At 59.8% G+C, this 5,573-nt stretch carries 7 protein-coding genes; 3 read left to right on the top strand and 4 right to left on the bottom strand.

The window, feature by feature from the left end:
* Positions 1 to 517: 517 nt before the first annotated feature.
* Positions 518 to 958, bottom strand: a complete 441-nt coding sequence (locus GE027_RS22280; RefSeq protein WP_153559440.1) for a hypothetical protein — start codon at positions 956 to 958, stop codon at positions 518 to 520.
* Between the two features lie 17 nt (positions 959 to 975).
* On the opposite strand from GE027_RS22280, the gene GE027_RS22275 reads away from it, so the two are divergent.
* The 3 genes from GE027_RS22275 (at position 976) to GE027_RS22265 (ending at position 3,016) form a co-directional block, all read left to right on the top strand.
* Positions 976 to 1,680, top strand: a complete 705-nt coding sequence (locus GE027_RS22275; RefSeq protein WP_153559439.1) for a Dabb family protein — start codon at positions 976 to 978, stop codon at positions 1,678 to 1,680.
* A 104-nt stretch (positions 1,681 to 1,784) separates the two neighbouring features.
* Positions 1,785 to 2,381 carry a hypothetical protein gene (locus GE027_RS22270; protein ID WP_153559438.1) on the top strand — a complete coding sequence of 199 codons (597 nt, stop codon included), beginning with the start codon at positions 1,785 to 1,787 and terminating at the stop codon, positions 2,379 to 2,381.
* A 413-nt stretch (positions 2,382 to 2,794) separates the two neighbouring features.
* Positions 2,795 to 3,016, top strand: coding sequence for a hypothetical protein (locus GE027_RS22265; protein ID WP_390621622.1), 222 nt, complete (start codon positions 2,795 to 2,797; stop codon positions 3,014 to 3,016).
* A 62-nt stretch (positions 3,017 to 3,078) separates the two neighbouring features.
* On the opposite strand, the gene GE027_RS22260 is transcribed toward GE027_RS22265, so the two are convergent.
* The 3 genes from GE027_RS22260 to GE027_RS22250 form a co-directional block, all read right to left on the bottom strand.
* Positions 3,079 to 4,320 (bottom strand): c-type cytochrome, encoded by a 1,242-nt coding sequence (locus GE027_RS22260; protein ID WP_153559437.1) that lies wholly within the window; start codon positions 4,318 to 4,320, stop codon positions 3,079 to 3,081.
* Between the two features lie 186 nt (positions 4,321 to 4,506).
* Entirely contained in the window at positions 4,507 to 5,190 is a 684-nt protein-coding gene (locus GE027_RS22255) for an RNA polymerase sigma factor (protein ID WP_153559436.1), read from the bottom strand.
* Positions 5,177 to 5,573 (bottom strand): DoxX family membrane protein (locus GE027_RS22250; RefSeq protein ID WP_202617503.1); only part of this gene is annotated, 397 nt, incomplete at its 5' end. The genes GE027_RS22250 and GE027_RS22255, both read right to left, overlap by 14 nt.

Raw genomic sequence — 5,573 nt, 5'->3', positions numbered from 1 at the left:
AAGCAGAAAAGGCTGTTATTAGCCCGCAGGGCGGCACAGCCCCTGCCGGGGCCGGTGAGTCCCCGGTTGTTGGGTCAATTAGAAACGCTTAGCCCGTAGGGCGACACAGGGCAGGTGTGGTAGTGTCGCCCCTCCGGGGCTTTTAGTTGTTTGGAGTCTACGCACCGGCGGTTGACCGGCCTGTCGATTAATTCGAAAACGCATTGCTTACGTGAGCCGTTTGGGCGATAGCCCCGGTTCTGCGGTGACGAAACCGAGGCTATCGCCTAAACGGCTCATTTAATCGACAGGCCGTGACACCGCCGGCAAGGGCTGTGTCGCCCTTCGGGCTGAGTTTGCGGTGGTGAGATGGGGTGAAAGTGGTGGATTGAAATGAGAGTGTAGGTTTGGATGTTGCTCTCAGAATGTCGGCGTACGCATCTCGGTGAACCGCACGCGACAAAACGCTCCCGCACAGCGGGAGAGTAATGCCGAGAAAAGGATTGTGACGTGTTTAGGCGGCGCCTTGTCTCCGCGTTCAACCTTCCAGCGGTTCACGGTCAGGTGCTTCGGTCATGAACGAATAGGCGAGTTCGTAAAGGCGCTCATGAGGGAGTCGGTTGTTCCCAATCAGCGTTTCCATAATCGGATCGATCAGCGGCAGCGTGTTGCCTTCGATGACGTGCTGGTACAGCGCCGCTTTCGTTGTGGCGGTGGGACTCTTGCAGTAGGCCAGCACAAGGTCGACCGCCTGGGGAACAAGCTGCTCATGATCGCCCTGACCCATGTGATGGCCCATGACGCCATCCAAAGCACCGGCTGCCCAACGAATCTGGGAACCGTCGTTCACACAGGATTCATCGGGAAGCGTTTCTCCGCCCTCGGTCAGTCCCGGCTGATCCGGTTCTGCATGCGAACGGATACCGTTGCATTCCCCGTCGTTGAGCGGAGAATGGAAGCATTCACGGACCTTTCGCACCGAATTGGAGTATCGCAATGCCACGTATCCTGATCGCCTTTGCCGTCCTCGTTTGTGCCGCTGCCGCCGCTCGTCTCGACGCCGCCGAGCCGCAACTGGCCCACATGGTCTTCTTCACAGTAACCGAAGACACGGAGCAGAACGGTGAAGCTCTCATTGCCGCCTGCCAGGAATACTTGAGCGGCCATGATGGAACCGTCTACTTTTCGGTGGGCTCAAGAGCAAGAGATCTCGAGCGTGAGGTCAACGACCGTGACTTCGATGTGGCACTGCACCTGGTCTTTGCCGACAAGAAGGCGTACGACAAATATGCGACGCATCCCCGCCACCTGAAATTCATCGAAGAGAACAAGGATCGGTGGAGCAAAGTCCGAGTATTCGACTCCTACCTGTCGCAACCGGACCATGACAGCATCCCCACTGCCGCCAAGGGATTTGCTGGGATGCTGCGAGGTAGGGTCGTCGGGACTCAGCAGGGGCAGCTGACCGTCGAGGTTGCTGAGATCGCGAAGGTTTGGAGCCACAGCAAGGCTGAGGCCCCGAAGGCACTTGTTGGCAAGAACGTGGTGGTGAAAGCACGGGAGGGTGCAGAGCAGATCGCTCGCTTCATCAGCGCCGTGAAAGCAGGTGAGTCGCTGGAATTGGATGTAGCCAACCGAGAAGGCGACACGCTGACGCTGCTCGAACTGACCGAACGTCAGCGTGAGCAGGTGAAGGAGTAGGGTTTAAGCAGCACGCGGGTCAATGACCCTACGCAGGACGCGGAGCGACACACCGGGCCCGTGGGGAAACGACCGATGCAGGAGCTTTACGAGGAATCAGCGGAATGAAAGAGGAGATCAGGATCATCGCCCCTCGATGGTCCGCCAATGCTGGGCGGTGGCTGTTCGGCAATCCCACAACAACGCTGAAGCAACAGATCGAAGATGATCACCTGATAAGCGATCATCTTGCCCAAAACGTGTATCGCCAGGTGTGGCGGTTCGATTTTGCTGCCCCAGGATTTTGCCTGATCGACGTTGGTGGAGTTGAACCGTCGAATGTCCGGAGCCAATTGTTGATGGCTGACTACGCCCGTGCAGCCTTTGATTTAGACCTTACTCCAAAGCAACTTCTGGAAGAGGTCAATCCGATGCATCGGGCGGGCGAAGAACAGTTGGCTCCGTATGTCACGGAATTGCCCCAGCCAGCGTTAGGTCAGGCCCGCATCCTGGTCATCAACAACAGTTCATTGCCGTTCACGGAGGAGCGAAGGAATCCGCTAGGCGTCATGCACAAAGCCACCATCGACAAACCACATGAAAGCGAGCGGAGAGTGGTAAATTCGATGCTGATCACACTTGGCGAAGCGGACCAGGTCCGCTTCGAACAGCAGCAGGAAGAATTCGTCGCTACCGATATGATCAGCAAGAAGTGTCACTAAGGCTGACCCAACCGCCTCTGCGGCGCATGATCGAGCTGGCCGGCGGAGCGGACTCGCATCGTCAGCAAAGCCTCCCGGCGGCCGGGAAGTGTAGGAGCCGAGGAGATCATTGCCGCAACCGCCACTTATCGCGGAGTTGAGCCGACGGACTACGCTGTATTTCGTAGCCCAGCGGTAGGCCGTGACATGGCGGATTGGCTTTGCCGATGATGTTCCTCGCCCACACTGCGAGACTTGGGACCGCGGTTCGGACTATCGGGCGTGGCCAGCGTATCGAACCAGGTCCGCCGCGCGGAACGGCGGTAGCAGGAGCTCCGCAGGGGCGTCGAGACGCTGCGAACATTTAACAGCAACTCCACGGGAACACCGAGCACAAGACCTGACCCTGGCGAAGCCTTTCACCGACTCAAGACCTGACCCTGGCGAAGCCTTTCACCGACTACGATACCGAGGAGCATTTGCCCAGGCTGCGAAGCCGCAGCCTGGGCCGGAAACGCTCGCTGGCCCTTCGCGAGTTCGCGCTCGGCCTGGAAGCCCTGGAGCGGTTCGTCCGTCACGAACCGCTGCGGCGCGTCCACGAATGCATCTTCGGGGTGCTGGCGTTGGAGAGCGAACCGGTCGACCCGCGGCTGTGACCAAGCGGATTGTTCGAGCGATGCCAAGCCAGGCAACCATTGTTCCGGCTTCGGGTGCCGCTTTACAGCGAACGCAAGAACTGCACCAGGTCCGCCTTTTCCTCCGCCGTCAGCTCCAGTTCAAACCATAGATCATAGGTTTCGACGACCTCTTCAAGCGTTTCGGCGCTGCCATCATGGAAGTAGGGAGCGTGTTGCCACAAACCTCTCAGCGGGGTCGTCCGCCACTTCTTGGTAATGGATGCCGGCCGCAGCGCATATGCGGGATCGGTGGGAATAAATTCCGGATCCCACAACGCGGGAGCATCGGTAAACGTCGGCGGCACGTGGCACGTCGCGCAGTTCGCTTTGTTCATAAAGATCTCCTCTCCTCGCGCGGCGGCGGCGGGGACGAACGATCCTGCGGGCGGCGCCGGCGTCTTGAGGGCGAGCTGGTACTTGAGCAGGACGTTCAGCTTGGGAGTGACGCGATCGGGTCTTGCCCGAATATCTAGCCCCAGAGCAGGCTCGAAGAATGCCCCTTGCCCGTGCATCTGAGTTACGGCCACGTAGCTGTTCCAATAGGAGACCGGCCCCACACCGAGAAACGTCTCGGAGTCGACGTCCTGCAGTCCGTAGGCCGGTGGGAGCACAACCGGGAGACTCTCGCCGTCTTGGTTGAAGTACGGGTCGTAACGCCCTGGCCCCCAGCTGAGGAAGACCTTCTTGGTACTCTCGTCGATCGCTGGGGAACTCGCCACGATCGCGCCGACGTTCAGATCCAGATTGGGCCAGCCATCGAGCCGCGAACCGATCCCGGGTGCGACCGAGTCATCGACCACGGAATGGCACAGCGCGCACGTGGTGCCCAGTCTGACGATTTGCAGGTCGCCGGTTTTGCGGTTCCTGGTCACCTTCGCTTTCAGGCCCAGGACGGCATTGCGGCGCAGGAGTGCAAGGGTGGTCTGGGGATCGCTCAGGTCGGCTCGTTCCAGAAAGCCGCTGGGCAACCGGTCCGCGTCGACCTTCAGGCCCAGCTCCAAAGCAGTCAGCGGATCGACCGCGGTTTGGATGACTTCGTGAAGACGGAGCTGGCCGGTCCAAAAGGGCTCGTTGCCGAAAGTGTCGTGACGAAAGACCCACTTGCCGGCTAGTCTCTGAATGAACCCCCAGTCAAACGCACGGTGCCGGAACGATGCACCGTCTTGGCCGTCAGCGGTGTTGAACGGCAAAGCCGTCGCCAAGAGCAAACAAAAGCCGAACAGTTTGCTCCGACACCGCCGGTTTTTCACCCTGCCGCGCAAGGAACGAAAAGGGAATCGCATGCCGTCTCCTTATTGAAAATCCTTACCCACTTACAGCGTGGGCCGAGCCATGGAACCGTGTGCCGCCAACGCGGATGATTCGCATCGGCGGCCTTCCCACGTACAGAGGATCAAGCCGCAGATCGGTTACAAAGAATTTGCTGCGAGGCGCCCCAATCGGAAGCTGCCGGGGCGGACGGTCGCGGCCTACCGGCGGTGGATGCGGCGCAGGACCCTTCGGACCAACCGGTCACATCGAGCGCCGTCAAACTGGTGGAGCAAACGAACTTCCACACCGATTTGCCGATCGATCCTCTGTTGCAGCAGTGTCCGTGCGCGATAGAGCCGTGTTTTGACGTTGGCTTCGGAGAGACGCAGGCACTGGGCCGTTTCGCGGGTCCCCAGGCCATCGATGACCCGCAGCGTGAACACGACCCGCAAGCCCTCGGGGAGCGCATCGACGGAGCGGACCAGCAGGTTTTGGAGTTCTCGGCGACTGGCTTGCTCGAAGGGGTCGCCCGTGTTCTCGTTGTTTTGCATGGTACGAGTCTCCGACGGATCGATCTGCAACGATCGAAAACGCTGTCGAATCTTTCGTCGGCCGAGGGCTTCGTAGACCGTGATCTTGGTCAGCCAGGTAGAGAACGCGGCTTCGCCCCGGAACTGCGCAAGATGTTCGTAAGCGCGAACGTACGCTTCCTGGACGGCATCTTCGGCTTCCGCGTCATTTCCCAGGATACTTCTCGCGACACGATACAGACGTTGGTTGTAGCGTCGCATGAGAAGTTCAAACGAGGCCAAGTCACCGCCTCGCACCTTGCGAACGATCGCCTCGTCGGTCAGCGCATCGGCGGGCTCATTCCCATTGACCAGTTCGTCACGCGGTCGCATCGGCGGTGGCCCCTCCGAACCAATGTTCGCCCCGAATTCCGGCGATGCGTCCCAGCGTATAGGCGCCCACCGCCATCACCAGATCACGCACCGCCACGTCCAAATACCCTGCCGGAACCAACAACAGTGCGATCAGCACCAGCCAAACCATCACGACGTAAGCTCCGAGTCGAGGCAGTACGGTCAGCACGGCCAACCCGGCCGCCATCTCGATGCACCCTACCACCATCATCAGACCAGCGGGGCTGATCGGCAACAACGGCACCACAAATTCCGGGAGGTATTGCTCCCAGTTGGCGAGGATTCCCACGAACTTGTCCAAGCCGGCCAAAAACGGCACCAAGCCATAGGCAATCCGCAGCGGATAATACACGGTGTTTAAG

The organism is Roseimaritima sediminicola, from assembly GCF_009618275.1.
GTDB classification, from domain to species: Bacteria; Planctomycetota; Planctomycetia; order Pirellulales; family Pirellulaceae; genus Roseimaritima; species Roseimaritima sediminicola.
This window is presented reverse-complemented; position numbering and strand designations above follow the sequence as displayed.

What these genes read in the sequence shown, in the direction of transcription:
- GE027_RS22275 (WP_153559439.1), top strand. Translation starts at nt 976, where the DNA reads ATGCCACGTATCCTGATCGCCTTTGCCGTCCTCGTTTGTGCCGCTGCC.
- GE027_RS22270 (WP_153559438.1), top strand. Translation starts at nt 1,785, where the DNA reads ATGAAAGAGGAGATCAGGATCATCGCCCCTCGATGGTCCGCCAATGCT.
- GE027_RS22260 (WP_153559437.1), bottom strand. Translation starts at nt 4,320, where the DNA reads ATGCGATTCCCTTTTCGTTCCTTGCGCGGCAGGGTGAAAAACCGGCGG.
- GE027_RS22255 (WP_153559436.1), bottom strand. Translation starts at nt 5,190, where the DNA reads ATGCGACCGCGTGACGAACTGGTCAATGGGAATGAGCCCGCCGATGCG.